Below are 20,771 nucleotides of genomic sequence, written 5' to 3'. Positions count from 1 at the left end.
ACAAATAAGCAGAAAACATCCCTTACTTGTTAAACAAAAAATAAAATGGTTTCAAAATGAAAACCATTTATTAAACTCAACGACAGTCATTTTACTATCATTTCCAAAGAATATAGAAATATACCCACTTTCAAAAAATCATTTTTGAAAATAAATATATATTGGCATTTAATAATACTATCACAAGCAAAAATTGCAGTCAATCTTTTTTACTTTTTATGATATAATATCCTTTATCTTTTTTTACTACCTCAACCTCGTCGAAAGTTTCTTTTAATAAATCAAGAGCAGATGGCGCTCCTTGCTTCTTTTGTATAACAACCCAAAGCTCTCCACCAGGGAGTAATTTTTCATGAGCACCTTTTAAAATTTCATGAACAACACTTTTCCCAGCACGAATTGGCGGATTTGTTAGAATAGCAGCATATTCACCAGTTACATTTTCATAGATGCTACTTTCATAGATTTTCACATTATCTATTTTATTTACATCCGCATTTTCTTTTGCTAATTCTATCGCTCTTAAATTCACATCGACCATTTCCACTGTTCGACTCGAATCATCTTTTGCGATTGATAATCCTATTGGGCCGTATCCACATCCAACATCTAAAATATTACCTTCAATTTCCGGATATGTGAACACGTTAATTAAAACACGGGATCCAAAATCAACTTCATTCCTAGAAAAAACACCTGAATCAGATTGGAACTTCAAATCATTACCTCTCAAAGTAAATGAAAATACCTTTTTATCAGTTTTACTATTCGGTTGATTTGTAAAATAATGATCTGCCATAAAAAATCCTTCTTCCATATATATACTTATCAACAGTCTTCCCAAAAGTAACCCCATATGTACAAAAAAAGCTCGCATAAATGCGAGCTTTTCTAAAAACTTTTAGAAATTACTTAACTTCTACGTTAGCGCCAACTTCTTCAAGTTTAGCTTTCATTTCTTCAGCTTCTTCTTTGCTGATTCCTTCTTTAATTGCTTTAGGAGTGTTGTCAACTAATTCTTTAGCTTCTTTTAATCCTAAACCAGTTAATTCACGAACAACTTTGATTACTTTGATTTTTTGGTCGCCAGGGCTAGCTAATACTAAATCAAATTCAGTTTGCTCAGCAGCAGCTTCTACAGCGCCACCCATCATAGCTACAGGAGCAGCAGCAGTTACGCCGAACTCTTCTTCGATTGCTTTTACTAAGTCATTTAATTCTAATACAGTCATGTTTTTAACTGCTTCAATGATTTGTTCTTTAGTCATTGTTAATTTCCTCCTTGTTTATACCTTTAAATTATATATTTTAAGCGATCTTGGCATTAAGCGCCTTGTTCTTCTTTTTGTTCTGCAACTGCTTTAGTTGCAAGAGCGAAGTTGCGGATTGGTGCTTGTAGCACGCTAAGCAACATAGAAAGTAAACCTTCGCGAGATGGAAGTTCAGCAAGAGCTTTAACTTCTTCAACAGTAGCAACGTTTCCTTCGATTACACCAGCTTTAATTTCTAAAGCTTCGTGTTTTTTAGCGAAATCATTGATTACTTTAGCAGGAGCAATTACATCCTCCGTACTAAACGCGATTGCGTTTGGACCAGTTAATGATTCGTTTAAACCAGCTAAGCCAGCCTCTTCAGCAGCACGACGAGTTAAAGTGTTTTTGTAAACTTTGAACTCAACGCCAGCTTCACGTAATTGCTTACGTAATTCAGTTACTTCAGCAACATTTAAACCACGGTAGTCAACAACAATTGTTGATTTACTATCACGTAATTTAGCAGCTACTTCAGATACAACTTGTTTTTTAGCTTCTAATACTGCGCTCATTTATTACACCTCCTGTGGATTTTTGTGTGTATACCGCAAAAGTGTAACCATAGCAAAACCTCCACGAACTTTTTAAAAAAGACATGGAGGTTGTATATGCACGAATTTATCAGTTATACACCTCGGTAGGATATTAAGCTTAAGCACCTACTGTCTACGGTAGTCTATTTAATTAGCAAGACAATCTCCATTATAGAGAGTTCTTGTCGAATTGTCAACTTTGTTTTTTATCTTAGAAACTTGCTGGATCTACTTTGATACCAGGGCCCATAGTTGAAGTAATTGCTACGTTCTTCATGTATGTTCCTTTAGCAGCAGCAGGTTTAACTTTTACCATAGTTTCAAAGATTGTTGTAAAGTTTTCTACTAACTTTTCGTTTTCGAAAGATACTTTACCGATTGGTACGTGAATGTTACCAGCTTTATCAACACGGTATTCAACTTTACCAGCTTTGATTTCGTTAACAGCTTTAGTTACGTCAAATGTAACTGTACCTGTTTTCGGGTTTGGCATTAAACCTTTAGGTCCTAATACACGTCCTAATTTACCAACTTCAGCCATCATGTCTGGAGTTGCTACTACTACATCAAAATCGAACCAACCTTGTTGGATTTTGTTAATCATGTCAGCATCGCCTACGAAATCAGCACCAGCAGCTTCAGCTTCTTTAGCTTTTTCACCTTTAGCGAATACTAATACACGTTGCACTTTACCAGTACCGTGTGGAAGAACTACTGCACCACGAATTTGTTGGTCAGCTTTCTTTGGATCTACTCCTAATCGGAATGCTACTTCAACTGTTGCATCAAAGTTAACAGTTGTAGTCTTTTTAACAAGTTCAACAGCTTCGTTTACTGCGTAAACAGCTGTACGATCTACTAATTTAATAGCTTCTTGGTATTTTTTACCTTTGTTAGCCATGTTTTATTCCTCCTAATGTGGTTTTAACGGATTTTCCTCCCACGAATAAAGGTTGCGATAAAACACATCAAATGATGTTCGCAACCTCCTCAATCACACCTTATTGAAGATGGGATTAGTCTTCAATAACGATACCCATACTACGTGCAGTACCTTCTACCATACGCATAGCAGCTTCAACAGAAGCAGCATTTAAGTCAGGCATTTTTTGTTCAGCAATCTCACGCACTTTGTCGCGTTTTACTGTTGCTACTTTTTTACGATTCGGTTCACCAGAACCAGACTCAATACCAGCCGCTACTTTAAGAAGAACAGCAGCAGGAGGAGTTTTCGTAATGAATGTAAACGAACGATCTTCGAATACAGTGATTTCAACAGGAATGATTAGACCAGCTTGGTCAGCTGTACGAGCGTTGAACTCTTTACAGAATCCCATGATGTTAACACCTGCTTGTCCTAGTGCAGGACCAACCGGTGGTGCTGGGTTTGCTTTTCCTGCAGGAATTTGCAATTTTACCATTTTAATTACTTTTTTAGCCACGAGACACACCTCCTTAAGTCCGTGATGTGGTAATGGGGTTTTACGCCCTCCCACTCATATCGTTTTGCATTTACATGCATATTCTTATACAGAAGTTAATATCATCTTTTCGATGCATATTGACCTTTAAAAGTCTAACATTTTCAAAATAAAAATGCAAGGTCTTGTATTATAATTTTTCAATAAGATGTAAATCCAGCTCTACCGGTGTTTCTTTATTAAAGAATTCTACTAATACAGTCACTTTTTTCTTTTCGAAATCAATTTCTTTAATTGATCCAGTATAATTTGCAAATGGACCTTCTTTTAAACGAACGACTTCATTTACATCTAAATCAAAATCAATTGTTTGTTCATCTAGACCCATATGTTTTAGAATATGTGTAATTTCTTCTTCTAAAAGTGGGGTTGGTTTTGAACCAGAACCAGCTGAACCAACGAAACCAGTTACTCCCGGTGTATTTCGAACTACATACCAAGAATCATCAGTCATGACTAGTTCAACTAATACATAACCCGGAAACACTTTACGTTTCGTTACTTTCTCTTTACCGTTCTTCATTTCTACTTCTGATTCTTCTGGAACGATTACACGGAAAATTTTATCCTGCATTCCCATTGTTTCTACACGTTTTTCTAAATTCGCTTTTACTTTATTCTCATATCCTGAGTAAGTATGAACTACATACCATCTTTTTTCCATGTTAGAGGACTACTTGTCCTTCCCTCCCCGGTCAACTTTCTTTGCAAATTAAAAAACCCGTCACCGGGCTTTTTTTTAAACATTATCACTCATTATAGCACAATTAGTTTTAACTTATTCAAGAATAAGTCGAATTAGTTTAGAAAGTCCTGTGTCAATTACAGCGAAGAATACTACAAAGAACAAAACTGTAGCTAATACTGTAACTGTAGAATTAACTAATTCTTTACGTTTAGGCCATGAAACTTTTTTCATTTCACTTTTTACTTCGCGAAAAAACTTACCGATACGACCCACAGATGCAACCCCCATATATACTAGTTTAGAGATTTACGAAACGTCCGTCTTGTCCAAAAATTAGTGCATGATCTTTAGTTTATAAATAGAATAAGGACATTCGCAATTATCATTTATCTTACTTCATTTATTTTGTTTCTTTATGTGTAGTATGCTCGTTGCACGTTTTACAAAACTTTTTCATCTCCAAACGTTCTACAGAAGAGGAATTCTTCATCGTGGAGTAATTTCTATTATTGCAATTAGTGCACGACAGGACAACTTTTTTTCTCATGGTGACACCAGCCTAATTCATCTATAATTATCCAATTAGAATGTACCATGTGAAATATAAACTGTCAAATTCATTCTAAACCCTTGTATTCCTATATATTATTATGATTTACAAGGGAATTTCTTTGATCTAATTAAACTGATAGTTCTCTAATTTCCATATATCTTTCAAGCTTTCTTTTCACTCTTTGTAAAGCATTATCAATCGATTTTACATGTCTGTTTAACTCTTCTGATATTTCTTGGTAAGATCGACCATCTAAATAGAGTGATAATACTTTTCTTTCTAAATCGCTTAATAATTCAGACATTTTAAGCTCTATGTCCACATTTTCTTCTTGATTGATAACAAGTTCCTCTGGATCCATGTTTTTTGTTTCTGTTAAAACATCCAGTAATGTACGATCAGATTCCTCATCGTAAATTGGCTTGTCCAATGAAACATAAGAATTTAATGGGATGTGCTTTTGTCTAGTTGCTGTTTTAATCGCTGTGATAATTTGTCTTGTAATGCATAATTCTGCAAACGCCTTGAAGGACGAAAGTTTATCTTCTTTGTAATCACGAATTGCTTTGTATAATCCAATCATACCTTCTTGAATGATGTCTTCACGGTCAGCTCCTATTAGGAAATAAGACCTAGACTTTGCTTTAACGAAATTTCGGTACTTTTGAATTAAAAATGTTAGTGCCTCTTGATCACCCTCTCGAACATATTCGAGAATTACCTCATCTTCTAAAGGTCCATACTCTATCATTAGCTTCAATTCCTGTTCAACGTTCAAAATTAGCACCTCCGACCAAAGAATTTAATTAAATTATACAGCACAAAGAAGAAGGAAACAATAAGTCATCGTTCCCCTCTTCGCCATTTTTCTAAAATTTCTGTTTGTTTCGAATTTAAAGTCTTACTAATCGTCAGTCTTTGATCAGGTATTTCACTAATTCGACTACTTATCATTTTTTTATTTTGAGTAACCGATCGATAAAGTTCCATTGCAGGTATACGAAGTGCACCTTGTCCAAATATTTGCCATTGCTCAGTAAAGTCAGATGTCGCAACATAAATATGATGGTTAACATGACGAAGCTCAATTGCAAGTTTTTCAATTTTTTCATCAGCCGTTTGGTTTTTCCGAGTAAAAATTACTTCGACCTTGGAATTCTTGTCGACCTTTTCGATTCCATTTACAAAATGAGCATCAAATACAACAATTATATACATCCCTGTGTATGCCTTATACTCAGCAAGTTGAGTAATTAGATAATCACGTGATTTATCAAAGTCAATTTCTCGAAGTTTTCTAAGATTCGGCCAAGCTCCAATCATGTTATAACCATCTACAATAAGAATCTCTTTCTTTTTATGATCCAAGCGGGTGTCTCTTACGATGTATTTCATACATTAATAGACTAGCCGCAACAGACGCATTTAAAGATGTAACTTTACCGACCATTGGTAACTTAATTAGGAAATCACATTTTTCCTTTAAGATCCTGCTCATGCCTTTACCTTCGCTACCAATAATTAACCCAAGAGAAATTTGGCCATCCATGTTTCGATAGTCATCAGCACCTTTTGCATCTGTACCAAAAATCCAAACTCCTCTTTCTTTTAATTCATCTATAGTTCTTGCTAAGTTCGTTACTCTTGCTACTGGAATATATTCAATTGCTCCAGTAGAAGCCTTAGCAACCGCTGAAGTTAAACCTACCGCTCTTCTCTTTGGAATAATGATTCCATGAGCACCAACTGCATCTGCAGTTCTCATAATTGAGCCTAAATTATGAGGATCTTCAATTTCATCAAGAATTAAGAAGAACGGTTGTTCATTTCGGCTATTAGCCACTTCAAACAAATCATCAATTTCCACGTATTCATATGCAGCTACTTGCGCTACAACCCCTTGGTGGTTACCTTTAACCATTCCATCTAATTTCTTGTTTGGTGCAGTTTGAACGATCACTTTGTTTTGGTTAGCTAATTCTAAAAGTTTATGGATTTGACCTTTATTAGCTCCTTCACTAACCCAAATTTTATTTATATCACGACCTGAACGTATTGCTTCCATAACTGGATTACGTCCAATAATAAATTCCTCAGACATATTATGCTCCTTTATCGTTCTCAATATATTGAATCGCAAAATCTACAATTGTATTGAGTCTATCTTCATTTTTTAATAAATAATGGTACCCAATTAACGCTTCCATTGCGGTTGCGTATCGATATGTTTGTACATCCGTATTTTTTGGTACAGTTCCTGACTTTGCATTACGGCCCCTTTTAACGACCGCAACTTCTTCATCTGACAGTATCTCTGTAAAAAGCATTTCTCTAATTACTTTAGCTTGTCCTTTCGCAGAAACAAATCTTGTTGCTGCTCGGTGAAGTTGATTAGGTCTTACTGTCCCTTTTTCAAGGAGGTGATGACGTACATAAATTTCATATACAGCATCACCTATATAAGCAAGTGCTAAACTGTTTAGTTGTTTAGCATCAATATTTTGGTTACTTTCAATCATGAAGTTATCCTCTTTTCCAGCGAATACCTTGCGGAGTATCTTCAATGATTATATTCATTTCTTTTAATTGGTCACGAATTTGGTCCGCTAATGCAAAATCACGATTTTTACGTGCGTCTGTACGTTTTTGAATTAATGCTTCGATTTCATCATCTAACATTGTTTCTTCTTTAACTAGTGTAATGCCTAGTACATTTGATAATTCATCAAAAGTTGCTACTAATTGATTTAATACATTCGTAGAAGTATGTGTCTCTAGTAAATATTGATTTGCCAATTTAGCTAATTGATATAAAACAGAAATTGCATTAGCTGTATTAAAGTCATCATCCATTACTTTTGTGAAGACGGTTTTTTCATCTGCTATTTCTTTTAACCACTTATTGTCATCTTCTGTTAAATTAGTACTGCTTTCTAAACGATGCTTACTATTTTGATATGCCGTTTTAATACGTTCAAAACCATTTCTAGCTTCTTGTAAAAGTTCTTCGCTATAGTTAATTGGGTGACGATAATGCACTGATAACAAGAAGAAACGTAATAACATAGGATCAACGATTTTTATAATGTCATGTACTAATACAAAGTTACCTAATGACTTAGACATTTTTTCGTTGTCGATATTGATGTATCCATTATGCATCCAATAATTTGAAAAAGTTTTCCCGCTTAAAGCTTCTGACTGAGCGATTTCATTCTCATGGTGTGGAAAAGATAAATCTTGACCGCCAGCATGTATATCAATTGTTTCTCCAAGGTATTTCTTTGCCATTGCTGAGCATTCAATATGCCATCCTGGTCTACCTTTCCCCCATGGACTTTCCCAGAATATTTCTCCTGGTTTAGCTGATTTCCATAAAGCAAAATCTAATGGATCTTCTTTCTTTTCGCCAACTTCAATTCTTTCACCAATTCGAAGGTCTTCAATTGATTGGTGTGATAGCTTACCGTAACCATCAAATTCCTTTGTTTTGAAGTAAACATCACCTTCGGATTCATATGCATAACCTTTTTTTACAAGCTCATCGATAAACTCAATAATAATATCCATATTATCCATTACACGAGGATGATTCGTAGCTGTTTTGCAACCTAGCGCTTGAACATCTTCAAAATATGCATTAATAAAACGATCTGCTATAGTTGGAACATCTGAACCTAATTCATTTGCTGCTTTAATTAACTTATCATCAACATCAGTGAAATTTGAAACATAGTTCACTTCGTATCCACGATATTCAAAATAGCGTCTTACTGTATCAAAAACAATAGCAGGTCTTGCATTACCAATGTGAATATAGTTATATACAGTAGGTCCACATACATACATTTTGACCTTGCCTTCTTCTATCGGCTTAAAATCTTCTTTATTCCTTGTTAATGTATTATAAATTTGAATTGCCATAGTTTTACTTCCTTTCAGATATTCTCATTAAACTTCTTAGGTCTTCTAATTCCGCTTCTAGTTGTAGTAATCGATCTGCTACTGGGTCAGGTAGATCACAGTGATCAAATTGATTATTTACTCTAATTCCATCTTGAACAACTATCTTACCAGGTATACCAACAACAGTAGTATTATTTGGAACATCCTTTAGTACAACTGAATTTGCACCGATTTTTGCATTTTCTCCGATTGTGATGGATCCTAGAACTTTTGCTCCCGTAGCTACTAGTACCCCACTCAATAAGGTTGGATGTCGCTTACCTTTTTCCTTACCGGTTCCACCTAATGTTACCCCTTGATAAATCGTAACATCATCACCTATTTCACATGTTTCTCCAATTACGACTCCTGCTCCATGATCGATAAAAAATCGCCTACCAATTTTCGCCCCTGGGTGAATCTCGATTCCTGTTAAAAAACGAGCAAACTGTGAAATACTCCTTGCAATAAAGTGCCATTTTTTCCGATAGAAATAATGAGCAAATCGATAAAGCCATAATGCATGTAAACCAGCATACGTAAGAATAACTTCTAAATAGCTAGTAGCGGCTGGATCGCGTTCAAATATCGTCGCTACATCTTCCTTCATGTACTTTAGCATCTTCATTTCCCCTTAAAGAATTTATTAAGAATTTTATTTTTTCTCTATAAAAAATAAAAAGCGTCCCAGTGTACATAAAATACACAGAGACGCTTTATGCGCGGTTCCACTCTGTTTAGATAAAATAAATTTATCTCAACTCATGTAATGTAACGGTTTCCACCGCCCTAGCCTACTAAAACGTATTTTTCGGCTAAGGACTCAAGGGGGCACTTCCATGACTACCGTTAAAATCACTTTCACCAATGTGATTCTCTCTGGGTAACGCGTAACCATTTACTTTTCCCTATCAACATTTTACCTATATGAATATTACTTATATATATTACAAATTAATCAAAATGTTAACCAATTATTTGTTGTAAACGAGCAATAACTTTTTCTTTTCCTAATAAAGTCATCGCTGCTGGTAATTCAGGACCATGGCATTGACCAGTAGTTGCAACACGAATTGGCATAAATAACTTTTTGCCTTTTTGTCCAGTTGACTTTTGTACTGATTTCATTGCAGCTTTAATTGAATCAACTGTAAATTCTTCAGAAGCTTTAAGTTCTTCAACTAATGCTGAAAGTACTTCCTTCACTTGCTCTTCAGAAATAACAGCTTGCTCTTCTTCACCGAATGTTAATACTTCTTTGAAGAATAAGCTTGATAATTCTACAATTTCAGCACCAAAGCTCATTTGGTCTTGATATAAAGCTACTAGATTTGTAACCCACAGATTTTCATCTGCAGTGCGTTCTTCACTTACAAAACCAGCTTTAATTAGATGTGGTAATGAAATTTCTACTACTTTTTCTAATGGTTGCTCTTTAATATATCGGTTGTTAATCCAAGTTAATTTTTGCTTATCAAACATAGCAGGAGCAGAGCTTAAACGGCTAGGATCGAAAATCTTAATAAATTCATCCTTGCTGAAAATTTCTTCTTCACCAACTGGTGACCAACCAAGAAGAGCAATAAAGTTAAATAACGCTTCTGGTAAGTAACCAAGATTTTGATATTGTTCAATAAATTGTAATACAGATTCGTCACGTTTTGAAAGCTTTTTACGGTTTTCGTTCACAATTACTGCCATATGACCAAAATCTGGAGCATCCCAATTTAATGCACGATATACCATTATTTGTTTAGGAGTATTAGAAATATGCTCTTCACCGCGTAGTACGTGACTAATCTTCATTAATGCATCGTCAACTACTACCGCGTAGTTATAAGTAGCGATTCCATTCTTTTTAACAAGAACCCAGTCACCGATATCTTTTGATTCAAATTTAATATTTCCACGAACGATATCTTCCCACTCATACGTATCATTTGCTGGTACTGCAAAACGAATAGTGTGTTCTGCACCTGCTGCTTCTTTTGCAGCTCTTTCTTCAGCTGATAAATGACGGCATTTTCCACTATAACGTGTAGTTGGATGACCAGCCGCTAATTGTGCTTCACGTTCCGCTGCAAGTTCTTCCTCTGTACAATAGCACTTGTACGCATGACCGTTCTCAATTAATTCATTAGCATATTGTTTGTATAAGTCTAATCTTTCTAGCTGACGATAAGGACCGTACTCCCCACCTTTATCTGGACCCTCATCCCAATCAATACCTAACCAGTGTAAATATTTCGCTTGGCTTTCTTCGCCACCTTCAACATTACGTTCAATATCAGTATCTTCAATACGTAATACCATATCACCGTTAAAATGCTTAGCAAATAAATATACGTATAATGCTGTACGTGCATTTCCAATATGTAAATGACCTGTCGGACTAGGGGCATAACGAACTCTTACTCTATTTGACATTTATAGACACTCTCCACTGAATAATTAATATACTTTATTAGTTTAAGCCTTCTTTTGTAACAATACAACCGCTTGGGATGCAATTCCTTCTTTTCTTCCTGTAAAACCTAATTTTTCAGTTGTTGTTGCTTTAACATTAATACAATCAGATGTCGTTTCAAGCAGTTCTGCAATTCGCTCTCTCATTACTTGGATATATGGTGCCATTTTAGGCGCTTGAGCAATAATCGTACAATCCGCGTTAACTAACTCATAGCCTTTATCCTTAACAATATGAAATACGTGTTGAAGTAGTTTTGCTGAATCAGCATCTTTAAAAGCTGGATCCGTATCCGGGAAATGTCTACCTATATCTCCTTCACCAATAGCCCCTAGTAATGCATCCGATATTGTATGAAGAAGAACATCGGCATCAGAATGACCTAATAAACCTAATTCGTATGGGATTTCAATTCCACCAATAATTAACGGGCGATTTTCCGCAAAAGCGTGAACATCAAACCCTTGTCCAATTCTAAACATGTAAACACCTTCTAACCTCTATATTGTTCATAGATTGTTTCAGCAAAAAACAAATCTTCTTTAGTTGTTACTTTAATATTGTTATAATCTCCATTTACTACAAAAACTTTACTTCCGTTCCATTCAACTAAGCTAGCATCATCAGTTCCTAAATAACCATTTTCGATTGCTTTTTGATGTGCTTCTATTAAGCATTTGTATGTAAAAGCTTGGGGAGTCTGTACTCCCCAAAGTGTAGAACGATCAATTGTTTCAACGACTTCTTGATCAATAACTTTCTTTATTGTATCTTTTATTGGAACAGCACAGATGACTGCCTCATGTTCATTCATCTTTTCTAGAATCCGCTCAATCACTGCATTTGTTACAAAAGGTCTCGCCCCATCGTGTACTAAAATAAAACTTTCAGTATCCTTAATTGAAACTAAACCATTATAAACACTTTCTTGTCTTTCTGCTCCACCTTTTACATAGGTTATTTTATTTTGAATAAAGCTTGGCAAATTTAAAGTTTCAAAGAACTGTTTTTCAGATTCTTTAATCGGTAAGATAATCTCATTGCAACGATGATCTTCGCCAAATACTTTTAAAGTTAATTCAATAATTGGTGAGCTAATTATTTTTAGAAATAATTTATTATAGCCTGCACCCATTCGAGAGCCAGAACCCGCTGCTGGAATGATGACCTTATATTGCATTTTACGTATACCCCTCTAACCTACTTTACTTTTGCAAAAATCATACGACCAGCAGAAGTTTGTAGCACGCTCGTAACGACTGTCTCTACTCGTTTACCAATTGATTCTTTACCGTCTTCTACAACGATCATTGTACCATCGTCTAAATATGCAACACCTTGTAATTTTTCTTTACCTTCTTTTACTACAAAAGCAGTTAATACTTCCCCAGGTAATACTACTGGTTTAATTGCATTTGCTAGATCGTTAATATTCCAAACTTTAATTTGCTGAAGTTCACTTACTTTATTTAAATTAAAGTCATTTGTCACTAAAATACCATTTTTTAATTTAGTAAGCTTTACTAATTTAGCATCTACTTCAGGGACATCTTCAAAATCCCCTTCGTAGATTTCAACTTTCATAGCTAGCTCTTTTTGAATTCTGTTTAGAATATCTAATCCTCTTCGACCTCTATTTCGTTTTAACGTATCTGAGGAATCAGCTATATATTGTAATTCTGCTAATACAAATTGTGGAATCACAATTGTTCCTTCTATGAATCCAGTTTGGCATATATCAGCAATACGACCATCAATGATTACACTAGTATCTAAAATTTTAACTGGAATATCGAATGATGCATCTTGCTCTTCAGCAGCCTTTTTCTTGGCCTTTGAAGATAAAGTAAATAAACTCAATAATTCTTCTCTCTTTTTAATCCCAACTTGAAAACCTAAATATCCTAATAAAATCGTAACAACTATTTGAATAATTGATGAAACATACTGTAATCTAATTGAGTCAATTGGCAATGAAATAAGAAATGCCAGAATAAGTCCAAAAACAAGTCCTAAACTACCAAACAAAATCATTGAAATAGGAGCTTTTAATAATTTCTCCTCAATATACTTGATAAACGTTACTGTTGGATCAACTAACCAAAGCGATAAAATAAAAAAGATCACTGCTCCACTTAAAGCTTGCACATAAGAATTATGCAAAATATTAGGTAACTCTGTTTTTAACAGTTTATCTAATAGTGGAAAAAGTACTAAACCTAAAGTACTTCCGACAAAAATATAAATAACTTGAACGATCCTCTTTATCAATTCGCCACCTCCTTTAAATAAATAATAACTCTATCTTAGACGAAATAACTTAGTTATGTCTATTGATATACAGTTGCTCCTGAATTCGTTTTAATCCTTCTTTGATTTTTTTTGCACGAATTTCACCAATTCCATCAACATCATCTAACTCAGCAAGAGTAGCTTTGTAGATCCCTTTAAGGTGCTTAAATCGCTGTGTTAAATTTTCAATCACTAGCGGCGGAAGTCTAGAGATTTTCATTAACATACGATAGCCTCTAGGCTCTACCATTTCCTCAAGATTTGTGTTATTCGGATAACCTAGCAATTTAATAATGGCATGATCCTCTAACAATTCTTCATTTGCCAGTTCTTGGAGTTTTTGCAAAATACTTTTAGGATCTTGTTCCTTACTATAATGATAATCCTTTATTAAAAGTAATGCCTCCTCCTCAAGGTCCGAAATAATCTCAATTAACTGTAATTCAATCAGTCGTCCCTCATCACCAAGCTCAATTACATAGTTATTAATTTCATTTTTAATTCGAAGAACCATTTCAACACTATGTAAAACATTTACAACTTCAAATAATGTAACTAGCTCTTCAAATTCTAAAATACTAAGTGAGGTAATCCCTTGATTCCACACAATTTTATATTTTTCAAGAGTCTGAATCGCCTGATTAGCTTTTGTTAAAATTACGCCAATATCTCGCAGTGTATAGCGCAAATTACCTTTATATAAGGTAATAACATTACGCCTTTGCGAAATAGCAATTACTAAGTTTCCTGTCTGTCTTGATACTCGTTCTGCAGTTCGATGACGCATACCAGTTTCTTTTGTAAAGATTGATTGATCTGGTATTAATTGTGCATTTGCTAACAGGATTTTTGACCCTGTTTCATTTAAAATGAGTGCTCCATCCATTTTTGCTAATTCATATAAGCTAGCTGGAGAGAAAGGGTCATTAATATGAAAACCACCATCGACCATTTCTTTTGTTTCATCATTAAAGCCAAGTACAATTAATCCACCAGTCTGTGCTCTAAGTACATTATCAATGCCATCACGCAATGGTGTACCTGGAGCAATCATTTCTAAAACTGGTAACATTGATTTAGCTTTTTGTTTTTGATCCTCCATCTCTACCCTCCTAACACGTATTTTAATGCTTCATGTACTGTATTAATACCTATTATTTCCATTCCTTCAGGAAAACTCCATCCTCCAATATTTTTTGATGGAATTATTGCTCTTTTAAATCCAAGTTTAGCTGCTTCTTGTACTCTTTGCTCTATTCTTGATACCCTTCGAACTTCTCCTGTTAAACCGATCTCACCTATTACTACATCTGTTGGATTAGTAGGTTTATCTTGAAAGCTTGATGCTATACTTACCGCAACAGCTAAGTCCACCGCTGGCTCATCTAACTTCAGTCCTCCGGCAACCTTTAAATAAGCATCTTGATTTTGTAATAAAAGGCCCATTCTCTTTTCTAATACAGCCATAATTAACGATACTCTATTATGATCTATACCAGTTGCCATTCGTCTTGCATTTCCAAAGCTCGTTGGAGAGACAAGTGCTTGTAGTTCAACTAATACAGGTCTAGTACCTTCCATAGAAGCAACAACAGTTGAACCTGCTACTCCATAAGGTCTCTCTTCTAAGAATATTTCAGATGGATTCAGCACTTCCACTAATCCTAACTCTTTCATCTCAAAAATACCAGTTTCATTAGTAGATCCAAAACGATTTTTAACTGCCCTTAATATTCGATATGTATGATGTCTTTCACCCTCAAAATATAATACTGCATCTACCATATGTTCCAGTAAACGTGGGCCAGCAATTGATCCCTCTTTTGTCACATGCCCTACTATAAAGATTGGGATACCTTTTGTTTTCGCGATTTTCATTAATTCTGAAGTACACTCTCGTACTTGTGAAACACTACCAGGAGCAGATGTTACTTCTTGTAAATAGATTGTTTGAATCGAATCAATTACAACAAAATCAGGTGACATCTCATCCATATATCGAGCAATATAAGACAAATCTGTCTCGGATAAAACATATAAGTTTTGTGTAGCGACACCTAGTCGTTCTGCTCTTAATTTTATTTGCTTCTGAGATTCTTCACCTGAAACATATAAAACTTTATGGTCCTTTTTAGCCAATTGTGAGGAAACCTGTAAGAGCATTGTCGACTTACCAATTCCCGGGTCACCACCAATTAACACCAACGAACCTAAAACGATACCGCCACCTAAAACCCGGTTAAACTCATCGAATGAGGTTTCGATACGAGTTTCAGTGCCAATTTCCACTTCCATGATTGAAATTGGTTTCGTTCCTTCTACTGTTGCGTTTGTATTAAATGTTAGCCTTCTTGAACTAGCAGGCTGTTCTATAAACTCAACCATTGTATTCCACTCGTTACATGCAGGACACTTTCCAATCCACTTAACTGATTCATATCCACAAGACTGACAAACGAATTTCGTTTTATTTTTTTTAGCCATATGTATAGTACCTCTTTTGTTACTATGATTTTCTATATTAATAGAGTATGTATTCTAAGTCTATCCTAACGCTTTTTTGATATAAGAAAAAGGGCTTCACGCCCTTTTTCACAAATTAGATAACTTTACAATTAATTTGTTCAATTATCCTTCATAAAAGGTATGAACTTTGTAATTGCTTATTGATTTACAGTTTCAGCCGCTGTTCTAATCAAATATTCATTATCCTTTACATCAAGAATAACTTTTCGGCCTTTTTCAACATTACCTTTTAATAATTCTTCGGATAAACGATCCTCTACTTGTTTTTGAATTGCTCTTCTTAATGGACGAGCTCCGTATTCAGCATCGAATCCTTCATCTGAAATTTTATCAATTGCTGCATCTGATAATTCTAGTTCAATTTCTTGTTCTTTTAAACGCTTCGTTAAGCTGTTAACCATTAGGTGAACAATTTCTTTAATATGTTTCTTCTCTAATGAATGGAAGACGATTGTTTCATCGATACGGTTTAGGAATTCAGGACGGAATGCTTTTTTCAGTTCCTCCAATACTTTTCCTTTCATATCTTTGTAATCTTTTTCTCCATCGTTAATATTGAATCCAACATATTTATTTGTTTTTAAAGCACTCGCTCCAACGTTTGATGTCATAATAACAAGTGTATTTCTAAAATCAACTGTGCGGCCTTTTGAATCAGTTAATCGACCGTCTTCTAATACTTGAAGTAGGATATTAAATACGTCTGGATGAGCTTTCTCAATTTCATCTAATAGAATTACTGAATAAGGTTTACGTCTTACTTTCTCAGTCAATTGACCACCTTCATCATATCCTACATATCCTGGAGGTGCTCCTACTAAACGAGATGTTGCGTGTTTTTCCATATACTCCGACATATCAATACGAATCATCGCATCTTCATCGCCGAAAATTGTTTCAGCTAACGCTCGAGCCAACTCTGTTTTACCTACCCCTGTAGGACCTAAGAAAATAAATGAACCAATTGGACGTTTTGGATCTTTTAATCCAGCTCTTGCACGTCTTACAGCTTTAGAAACTGCTACTACTGCTTCTTCTTGACCAATTACTCGTTTATGAAGAACACTTTCCATATTTAACAGTTTATCTGCCTCTGTTTGAGCAAGTTTTGTAACTGGAATATTCGTCCAAGATGATACAACATTCGCTATATCCTCTACAGTTACTTCAGAGTTTTCTTTACCTTGTTTCTCTTTCCATTGACGTTTCGTATCTTCTAATTGTTCACGTAATCTTTGTTCTGAGTCTCTTAATGATGCTGCTTTTTCAAATTCTTGACTTTGAACAGCTGCATCTTTCTCTTTACGAACTTCCTCTAATTTTAATTCTAATTCTTTTAAATTTGGCGGTGTTGTAAAGCTACGTAGTCGTACTTTAGAGCCTGCCTCATCAATAACATCAATTGCTTTATCCGGTAAGAAACGGTCTGTAATATATCGATCAGATAGTTTTACAGCTTCAATAATTGCCTGATCAGAAATTGATACCCTATGATGTGCCTCATAACGGTCACGTAAGCCTTGTAGAATTTGAATTGACTCCTCTACACTCGGCTGATCAACTTGAATTGGTTGGAAACGACGCTCTAACGCAGCATCTTTTTCGATATATTTACGGTATTCATCAATTGTTGTTGCACCGATGCATTGTAGTTCACCACGTGCTAATGATGGCTTTAAGATGTTAGATGCATCGATTGCACCTTCCGCTCCACCTGCACCAATTAATGTATGAAGTTCATCAATGAAAAGAATAATATTACCAGCTTGACGAATTTCGTCCATTACTTTTTTCAGACGATCTTCAAATTCACCACGGTACTTAGTACCAGCTACGACAGTACCCATATCAAGTGTCATTACTCGTTTATCTCTTAAAATTTCTGGTACTTCATTATTAACAATTTGTTGAGCTAATCCTTCTGCAATAGCTGTTTTACCTACACCAGGCTCACCAATTAAAACTGGATTATTCTTAGTGCGTCGGCTTAACACTTCAATTACTCGCTGAATTTCTTTACCACGTCCGATTACTGGATCTAAGCGACCCTCTCTAGCCGATACTGTTAAATCACGAGCTAAGCTGTCTAATGTCGGTGTGTTTGCTTGATTAGCAGATCCATTTTGATGATTAGACGAGCTTTCATTGCTACCTAATAATTGAAGAACTTGTTGACGAGCTTTATTTAAGCTAACACCAAGATTATTTAATACTCTTGCTGCTACACCTTCTCCTTCTCGAATTAATCCTAAAAGGATGTGTTCTGTTCCTACATATGAATGCCCTAATTTACGAGCCTCATCCATTGATAATTCAATCACTTTTTTAGCTCTAGGAGTGTAGTGTACTGTTTGAGCAACTCCTTGGCCACGTCCTATTAATGTTTCTACTTCTTGTTGTACTTTCTCTGGGCTTAATCCAAGTGCAAGTAATGCTTTAGCAGCAATCCCTTCTCCTTCTCGAACAAGTCCTAGTAAAATATGTTCTGTACCTATATTTGAGTGTCCAATTCGGATTGCCTCTTCTTGAGAAAGAGCTAATACTTTTTGAGCACGTTCTGTAAATCGACCAAACATCATAATTGGTTCCTCCCATATAATTAGTTATTTTTATTAGATAGTCTTTCGCGTATTAGTGATGCTCTTTTAATATCCCTTTCTTCAGGAGTAAGCTGATCACCGACATACTGTTGTAAAATACCTGGTTGAGTTAATATCATTAATTCATGTAAAAAGTTTTTAGATAAACCTTCAATTAAACCTAAATCAATCCCTAATTGTACATCTGATAAACACTTAGCACTTTCCTTTGTTTCTATTATTCTTCCGTATTTCAATGTACCTAAAGAACGAAAGACTCGATCTTCTAAAAGAATTAAAGAAGTTCTGGCAAGTGCGTCTCTAGCTGATTTCTCGTGTTTGATCAGTTGTTGGACAATTGTCGTTAAATCTTCAATTATTTCTTCTTCAGATTTCCCTAAAGTTATTTGATTCGAAATCTGAAAGATATTACCTAATGCTTCGCTACCTTCACCATAAATTCCTCTTACTACTAAACCGAGTTGATTAATAGTAGGAATTAAACGGTTAAATTGTTTCGTGATGACTAGTGCTGGAAGATGCATCATCACTGAGGCCCTTAATCCGGTACCAACATTAGTAGGACAGCTGGTTAAATAACCAATTGTTTCATCAAAAGCATATTCAAGCTGACTCTCTATATAATTATCAATATGATTCGCTTGAGTATGTGCCTCTCTAAGTTGTAAACCTGGAAATAGAGCTTGAATTCTTAAATGGTCTTCTTCATTGATCATAATACTAATTTGTTCATCCTGAGATAATATACATGCACCATGTACCGACTCTTGAACTAAATTAGGACTTATTAAGTGTTTTTCAATTAATACTCTTTTCTCTACTGGTTCTAACTTATTAATTTCAATATATTCAAAAGGTCCGTTTGGTAAAGCTGTACTACCTTCAAAATAATGTTTAACTAAATGACAAATTTCTTTAGCCTTGTCTTGACTAAGTAAAGCTGGATACAAATATGCACTGAAATTTCTAGCTAATCTAATACGACTACTTAAAACGATATCATCATCTGGACCTTCTTGTTTCATCCATGGACTGATGGCCTCATTAATAATTCGATTAATAGACATGTAATTTACTCCACCTCCTTTTGAAGGGTTTGTAAATCTTGCTCAATTTCACGAATTTCATCCCGGATCTTAATTGCTTGCTCAAAATCTTCTTTATCAATAAAATTTTTCATTTGAGATTTCAAGTCTTGTAACTTCCTTTTCAAGGAGATTGCCCCATTAATCTTTTGAGGTATTTTCCCTGTATGCGATACATTACCGCTATGAATTCTTTTAACAATTGGTTTCATCTGATCCCTAAATGTTTCATAACAAGTAGAACAACCTAAACGTCCAATTTTAGTAAACTTTTGAAAAGTCATCTTACATCTAGGACATTCAATTTGGGAATCTTGATGAAATTTATTTTTCTTCATTTCATAAATACCAGTATTACCTTTAAACAATCCAGCTAACAAATCATTTACAGAATAACCACCTATTTCAGAAAAAATATGTTTATTGTTCGATTCATTTGCGCATTTCTCACATAAGTGAATATCTGTTTTCTCACCATTAATAATTTTAGAATAGTGTAATGTTGCCGGACGTTCTTGACATTCTTGACAAATCATTATGGGCAACCTCCATATTCTATTTATACTTTAAGCTTCTTAGCATTGCCTTAAACATTCTTGCCCTTAACTCGTCTCGATAAGGCAAATTAACCATTATTACTGAACGATCTAATACACTTAACATCATTTTTGCTTCTCGCCCTGTAATTACATTTTTTTCTAGTAGTAGACGAATATAGTCCTCCGAGCTAGACTGTGCAATATTGTTAGTAAAACTACTTAATATTTGATCAATCACGCTCGCTTTATCATGAAATTGCACTTTAATAATTCGAATATACCCGCCACCACCGCGTTTACTTTCTACTACATATCCTCTTTCTAATGTGAATCTAGTATTAATTACATAATTTATTTGAGAAGGTACACAATCAAATTTATTTGCTATTTCACTTCTTTTTATCTCGACATAATCTTTATCAGATATGTCAAAGTAGTGCATTAGATATTGTTCAATAATATCTGATATATTCTTCATCTATTTACCACCTTTACTGACTTTGACTATCTTTGACTATTATTATATTCCTTTCATGAAAAATTTCAACTATTATCTCTTTACCATTTTTTCCAAACGATACAGCTCTTAATCTTTTTACCATTAAGAATTGTATAAATTGGTAGCCTAGAAGAAAAATTGACGTATTTTTCAATTTTAGGTATTAAATATAAGTGCTATATTCTCTCTGTCTTTACCTAAAGGCTCGCCAATTGGCGATTTTTCTTTATCAGTATATATATATATATGT

24 protein-coding genes and 2 other annotated features are annotated in these 20,771 nt (G+C 34.7%); all 24 genes read right to left on the bottom strand.

Annotation, left to right across the window (positions count from 1 at the left end; genetic code table 11):
* Window positions 1-199 precede the first annotated feature (199 nt).
* Window positions 200-799 (bottom strand): class I SAM-dependent methyltransferase, encoded by a 600-nt coding sequence (locus CN514_RS08965; RefSeq protein WP_098232296.1) that lies wholly within the window; start codon window positions 797-799, stop codon window positions 200-202.
* Window positions 800-908: 109 nt separating this feature from the next.
* Complete coding sequence (gene rplL / locus CN514_RS08960; RefSeq protein ID WP_069033604.1) at window positions 909-1,268, bottom strand: 50S ribosomal protein L7/L12; 360 nt, start codon at window positions 1,266-1,268, stop codon at window positions 909-911.
* 56 nt (window positions 1,269-1,324) lie between these two features.
* A complete protein-coding gene (gene rplJ / locus CN514_RS08955; RefSeq protein ID WP_069033603.1) occupies window positions 1,325-1,825 on the bottom strand; it encodes a 50S ribosomal protein L10 in 501 nt (166 codons plus the stop codon).
* Between the two features lie 43 nt (window positions 1,826-1,868).
* Window positions 1,869-2,003: a sequence feature (ribosomal protein L10 leader region), on the bottom strand.
* 54 nt (window positions 2,004-2,057) lie between these two features.
* Window positions 2,058-2,747: a 50S ribosomal protein L1 gene (gene rplA, locus CN514_RS08950; RefSeq protein ID WP_056467376.1), complete on the bottom strand. Its 690-nt coding sequence runs from the start codon at window positions 2,745-2,747 to the stop codon at window positions 2,058-2,060.
* A gap of 115 nt (window positions 2,748-2,862) precedes the next feature.
* Window positions 2,863-3,288: a 50S ribosomal protein L11 gene (gene rplK, locus CN514_RS08945; RefSeq protein WP_056467373.1), complete on the bottom strand. Its 426-nt coding sequence runs from the start codon at window positions 3,286-3,288 to the stop codon at window positions 2,863-2,865.
* 169 nt (window positions 3,289-3,457) lie between these two features.
* Window positions 3,458-3,991: a transcription termination/antitermination protein NusG gene (nusG, locus tag CN514_RS08940; RefSeq protein ID WP_097978206.1), complete on the bottom strand. Its 534-nt coding sequence runs from the start codon at window positions 3,989-3,991 to the stop codon at window positions 3,458-3,460.
* A 114-nt stretch (window positions 3,992-4,105) separates the two neighbouring features.
* The gene (gene secE / locus CN514_RS08935; RefSeq protein WP_235832964.1) at window positions 4,106-4,303 is read right to left on the bottom strand and encodes a preprotein translocase subunit SecE; all 198 of its coding nucleotides are present in this window, start codon (window positions 4,301-4,303) and stop codon (window positions 4,106-4,108) included.
* A gap of 112 nt (window positions 4,304-4,415) precedes the next feature.
* Complete coding sequence (gene rpmG / locus CN514_RS08930) at window positions 4,416-4,562, bottom strand: 50S ribosomal protein L33 (RefSeq protein WP_098232294.1); 147 nt, start codon at window positions 4,560-4,562, stop codon at window positions 4,416-4,418.
* A gap of 133 nt (window positions 4,563-4,695) precedes the next feature.
* On the bottom strand, window positions 4,696-5,346 hold the full coding sequence (sigH, locus tag CN514_RS08925) for an RNA polymerase sporulation sigma factor SigH (RefSeq protein WP_056467364.1): 651 nt from the start codon (window positions 5,344-5,346) through the stop codon (window positions 4,696-4,698).
* Window positions 5,347-5,411: 65 nt separating this feature from the next.
* Window positions 5,412-5,891, bottom strand: coding sequence for an NYN domain-containing protein (locus tag CN514_RS08920; protein WP_387332445.1), 480 nt, complete (start codon window positions 5,889-5,891; stop codon window positions 5,412-5,414).
* 34 nt (window positions 5,892-5,925) lie between these two features.
* A complete protein-coding gene (rlmB, locus tag CN514_RS08915) occupies window positions 5,926-6,669 on the bottom strand; it encodes a 23S rRNA (guanosine(2251)-2'-O)-methyltransferase RlmB (RefSeq protein ID WP_098232293.1) in 744 nt (247 codons plus the stop codon).
* Between the two features lies 1 nt (window position 6,670).
* Window positions 6,671-7,087: a Mini-ribonuclease 3 gene (locus CN514_RS08910; protein WP_098232292.1), complete on the bottom strand. Its 417-nt coding sequence runs from the start codon at window positions 7,085-7,087 to the stop codon at window positions 6,671-6,673.
* Between the two features lie 4 nt (window positions 7,088-7,091).
* Window positions 7,092-8,492, bottom strand: coding sequence for a cysteine--tRNA ligase (cysS, locus tag CN514_RS08905; protein WP_098232291.1), 1,401 nt, complete (start codon window positions 8,490-8,492; stop codon window positions 7,092-7,094).
* Between the two features lie 4 nt (window positions 8,493-8,496).
* On the bottom strand, window positions 8,497-9,135 hold the full coding sequence (gene cysE, locus CN514_RS08900; RefSeq protein WP_098232290.1) for a serine O-acetyltransferase: 639 nt from the start codon (window positions 9,133-9,135) through the stop codon (window positions 8,497-8,499).
* An 82-nt stretch (window positions 9,136-9,217) separates the two neighbouring features.
* Window positions 9,218-9,437, bottom strand: a binding site (T-box leader).
* A gap of 42 nt (window positions 9,438-9,479) precedes the next feature.
* On the bottom strand, window positions 9,480-10,940 hold the full coding sequence (gltX, locus tag CN514_RS08895; protein WP_098232289.1) for a glutamate--tRNA ligase: 1,461 nt from the start codon (window positions 10,938-10,940) through the stop codon (window positions 9,480-9,482).
* A gap of 42 nt (window positions 10,941-10,982) precedes the next feature.
* Window positions 10,983-11,462, bottom strand: coding sequence for a 2-C-methyl-D-erythritol 2,4-cyclodiphosphate synthase (ispF, locus tag CN514_RS08890; RefSeq protein WP_098232288.1), 480 nt, complete (start codon window positions 11,460-11,462; stop codon window positions 10,983-10,985).
* Window positions 11,463-11,473: 11 nt separating this feature from the next.
* Window positions 11,474-12,160 carry a 2-C-methyl-D-erythritol 4-phosphate cytidylyltransferase gene (ispD, locus tag CN514_RS08885; protein ID WP_098232287.1) on the bottom strand — a complete coding sequence of 229 codons (687 nt, stop codon included), beginning with the start codon at window positions 12,158-12,160 and terminating at the stop codon, window positions 11,474-11,476.
* A gap of 20 nt (window positions 12,161-12,180) precedes the next feature.
* Window positions 12,181-13,251, bottom strand: coding sequence for a PIN/TRAM domain-containing protein (locus CN514_RS08880; protein ID WP_098232286.1), 1,071 nt, complete (start codon window positions 13,249-13,251; stop codon window positions 12,181-12,183).
* A gap of 49 nt (window positions 13,252-13,300) precedes the next feature.
* Window positions 13,301-14,374: a DNA integrity scanning diadenylate cyclase DisA gene (disA, locus tag CN514_RS08875; RefSeq protein WP_069033593.1), complete on the bottom strand. Its 1,074-nt coding sequence runs from the start codon at window positions 14,372-14,374 to the stop codon at window positions 13,301-13,303.
* A 2-nt stretch (window positions 14,375-14,376) separates the two neighbouring features.
* Window positions 14,377-15,756 (bottom strand): DNA repair protein RadA, encoded by a 1,380-nt coding sequence (gene radA / locus CN514_RS08870; RefSeq protein WP_098232285.1) that lies wholly within the window; start codon window positions 15,754-15,756, stop codon window positions 14,377-14,379.
* A gap of 179 nt (window positions 15,757-15,935) precedes the next feature.
* Window positions 15,936-18,377, bottom strand: a complete 2,442-nt coding sequence (clpC, locus tag CN514_RS08865; RefSeq protein WP_098232284.1) for an ATP-dependent protease ATP-binding subunit ClpC — start codon at window positions 18,375-18,377, stop codon at window positions 15,936-15,938.
* 20 nt (window positions 18,378-18,397) lie between these two features.
* Window positions 18,398-19,465, bottom strand: a complete 1,068-nt coding sequence (gene mcsB / locus CN514_RS08860; protein WP_098232283.1) for a protein-arginine kinase McsB — start codon at window positions 19,463-19,465, stop codon at window positions 18,398-18,400.
* Window positions 19,466-19,470: 5 nt separating this feature from the next.
* Window positions 19,471-20,019 (bottom strand): protein-arginine kinase activator protein McsA, encoded by a 549-nt coding sequence (gene mcsA / locus CN514_RS08855; protein WP_098232282.1) that lies wholly within the window; start codon window positions 20,017-20,019, stop codon window positions 19,471-19,473.
* A 19-nt stretch (window positions 20,020-20,038) separates the two neighbouring features.
* Complete coding sequence (locus tag CN514_RS08850; RefSeq protein ID WP_069033588.1) at window positions 20,039-20,500, bottom strand: CtsR family transcriptional regulator; 462 nt, start codon at window positions 20,498-20,500, stop codon at window positions 20,039-20,041.
* Window positions 20,501-20,771 lie beyond the last annotated feature (271 nt).

Origin of the sequence: Bacillus sp. AFS001701 (assembly GCF_002559405.1) — a bacterium.
Taxonomy (GTDB): Bacteria; Bacillota; Bacilli; order Bacillales; family Bacillaceae_G; genus Gottfriedia.
The sequence above is the reverse complement of the archived record's forward strand: the minus strand, read 5'-3'. Positions and strand labels throughout refer to the sequence as shown.

Bases quoted from the DNA above. Each gene is read 5' to 3' on its own strand.
- ispF (WP_098232288.1), bottom strand. From the start codon at position 11,462: ATGTTTAGAATTGGACAAGGGTTTGATGTTCACGCTTTTGCGGAAAAT.
- secE (WP_235832964.1), bottom strand. From the start codon at position 4,303: ATGGGGGTTGCATCTGTGGGTCGTATCGGTAAGTTTTTTCGCGAAGTA.
- mcsA (WP_098232282.1), bottom strand. From the start codon at position 20,019: ATGATTTGTCAAGAATGTCAAGAACGTCCGGCAACATTACACTATTCT.
- CN514_RS08850 (WP_069033588.1), bottom strand. From the start codon at position 20,500: ATGAAGAATATATCAGATATTATTGAACAATATCTAATGCACTACTTT.
- cysE (WP_098232290.1), bottom strand. From the start codon at position 9,135: ATGCTAAAGTACATGAAGGAAGATGTAGCGACGATATTTGAACGCGAT.
- disA (WP_069033593.1), bottom strand. From the start codon at position 14,374: ATGGAGGATCAAAAACAAAAAGCTAAATCAATGTTACCAGTTTTAGAA.
- clpC (WP_098232284.1), bottom strand. From the start codon at position 18,377: ATGATGTTTGGTCGATTTACAGAACGTGCTCAAAAAGTATTAGCTCTT.
- radA (WP_098232285.1), bottom strand. From the start codon at position 15,756: ATGGCTAAAAAAAATAAAACGAAATTCGTTTGTCAGTCTTGTGGATAT.
- nusG (WP_097978206.1), bottom strand. From the start codon at position 3,991: ATGGAAAAAAGATGGTATGTAGTTCATACTTACTCAGGATATGAGAAT.
- rplA (WP_056467376.1), bottom strand. From the start codon at position 2,747: ATGGCTAACAAAGGTAAAAAATACCAAGAAGCTATTAAATTAGTAGAT.
- mcsB (WP_098232283.1), bottom strand. From the start codon at position 19,465: ATGTCTATTAATCGAATTATTAATGAGGCCATCAGTCCATGGATGAAA.
- rplL (WP_069033604.1), bottom strand. From the start codon at position 1,268: ATGACTAAAGAACAAATCATTGAAGCAGTTAAAAACATGACTGTATTA.
- cysS (WP_098232291.1), bottom strand. From the start codon at position 8,492: ATGGCAATTCAAATTTATAATACATTAACAAGGAATAAAGAAGATTTT.
- ispD (WP_098232287.1), bottom strand. From the start codon at position 12,160: ATGCAATATAAGGTCATCATTCCAGCAGCGGGTTCTGGCTCTCGAATG.
- rpmG (WP_098232294.1), bottom strand. From the start codon at position 4,562: ATGAGAAAAAAAGTTGTCCTGTCGTGCACTAATTGCAATAATAGAAAT.
- CN514_RS08965 (WP_098232296.1), bottom strand. From the start codon at position 799: ATGGCAGATCATTATTTTACAAATCAACCGAATAGTAAAACTGATAAA.
- CN514_RS08920 (WP_387332445.1), bottom strand. From the start codon at position 5,891: ATGATTGGAGCTTGGCCGAATCTTAGAAAACTTCGAGAAATTGACTTT.
- rlmB (WP_098232293.1), bottom strand. From the start codon at position 6,669: ATGTCTGAGGAATTTATTATTGGACGTAATCCAGTTATGGAAGCAATA.
- CN514_RS08910 (WP_098232292.1), bottom strand. From the start codon at position 7,087: ATGATTGAAAGTAACCAAAATATTGATGCTAAACAACTAAACAGTTTA.
- gltX (WP_098232289.1), bottom strand. From the start codon at position 10,940: ATGTCAAATAGAGTAAGAGTTCGTTATGCCCCTAGTCCGACAGGTCAT.
- rplJ (WP_069033603.1), bottom strand. From the start codon at position 1,825: ATGAGCGCAGTATTAGAAGCTAAAAAACAAGTTGTATCTGAAGTAGCT.